The following is a 1398-nucleotide window of genomic DNA, read 5'->3' on the forward strand; positions in this document are numbered from 1 at the left end:
CAGCGTGATGATGTGCCGGTCCTGGTCGAGCGCCCAACGCAGCGTGCGCTTGACGTCCTTGCTGTGCGGAATGCCGGCAAGCACGCCGTGGCCGCCGGGAATGAACACCGCGATATACGGCGAATCGGCGCCGGGATGCTGGTCGAGCACGTCGGACAGCTTGAGCGGCGTCTTCAGCTTCGGCAGGTACTTGCGGTAGGTGCTCTGCACGGCCTCGTCATCGCTCGGCATCGCCCAGAGTTCGAGCTTGGCCGGATTGCCCGACAGCGTCGCGATGTCGATCTCGAAGCCGGCCTTGTCCATGTGGTGCATCGGCAGCAGCATCTCGACCGGATGGTTGCCGGTCGAGAACATCTTGCCGTTCGTCATCAGGATGTAGCGCTCGTCGGTCGCGATCATCAGGACCTTCCACTTGCCGCCGGTGTACGGATTCGGGTAATCGGCGCCGTCGAAGTCGGTCTTCGACGACGTGTACTGCGACAGCGAATACGGCGACGGGAAATACGCGTTGTTCTCCGCCGGGTCGGCGGCGGGCGTGCGGTCCGTCTGCGTCGTGTCGGAAGTCATGGCTGCTCCTTGCTCGGGGGATGGGTTCGGATGGGGCGGGCGTGGCCGGTGGGCGCCTGCGTGAGTCGTCGCGGCGATTCCGCGGCGGCGACCTGGCGTTCCGGTCATGTCCCGGTCGTGCGGACGGGTATCTCGCAGGGACGATACGTGCTGCGATGAATCCTACAACGCCGTTCTGCGGCGAACGCCTCCCCGAACGGGTGGGTATCCCGTATCCATCGCCGTGATACGCGTCCGGACGGCTCGCCGCCGCTTTCGACGGGGGCTCGTTCCCCCCGGACAGGGGGGATGCGAAAGCCGGCCGGTCCGGTATCGTGGCCGCACGCTCGACCGGCGCGACCGGTCGCCCATGGAGACTTTCGTGCATTCGTCATACCCGTACCCGCAAGACGAACCGGCACCGTCCGGCCATGCGTATCCGCTGCTGATCAAGCAGTTGCTTCATGCGCCGCTGGCGACGCGGCCCGAGCAGGAAATCGTGTACGGCGACCGGGTTCGGCACGATTACTGGACGTTCCGGCATCGCATCGGGCAACTCGCGAGCGGACTGTCGTCGATCGGTGTCGGCGCGGGCGACGTCGTCGCCGTGCTGGACTGGGACAGCCATCGCTACCTGGAGTGCTACCACGCGATTCCGATGATGGGCGCGGTGCTGATGACGGCCAATGTCCGGCTGTCGCCCGACCAGTTGCTGTATACGCTCGACCATTCGGGCGCGCGCGTCGTGCTGGTTCACCGCGACTTCCTGCCGTTGTGGGCGGGCATGCGCGACCGGCTCGACACGGTGCGGCACGTCGTGCTGATCGCCGACGGCGACGAAACCGGATTGCC

General features: G+C 66.3%; 1 protein-coding gene and 1 pseudogene. One reads left to right on the forward strand and one right to left on the reverse strand.

Features of this window, described 5'->3' with window-relative positions; genetic code table 11:
• Positions 1-567: pseudogene (locus tag JMF90_RS37070) on the reverse strand (protein deglycase HchA); the annotation flags it as partial.
• Between the two features lie 349 nt (positions 568-916).
• On the opposite strand from JMF90_RS37070, the gene JMF90_RS37075 reads away from it, so the two are divergent.
• Positions 917-1398, forward strand: a 482-nt coding sequence (locus tag JMF90_RS37075) for an AMP-binding protein (protein WP_201326343.1), incomplete at its 3' end; no start/stop codon positions are given.

It is taken from the genome of Burkholderia sp. E168m23 (genome assembly GCF_016586125.1).
Lineage (GTDB): Bacteria > Pseudomonadota > Gammaproteobacteria > Burkholderiales > Burkholderiaceae > Burkholderia > Burkholderia orbicola.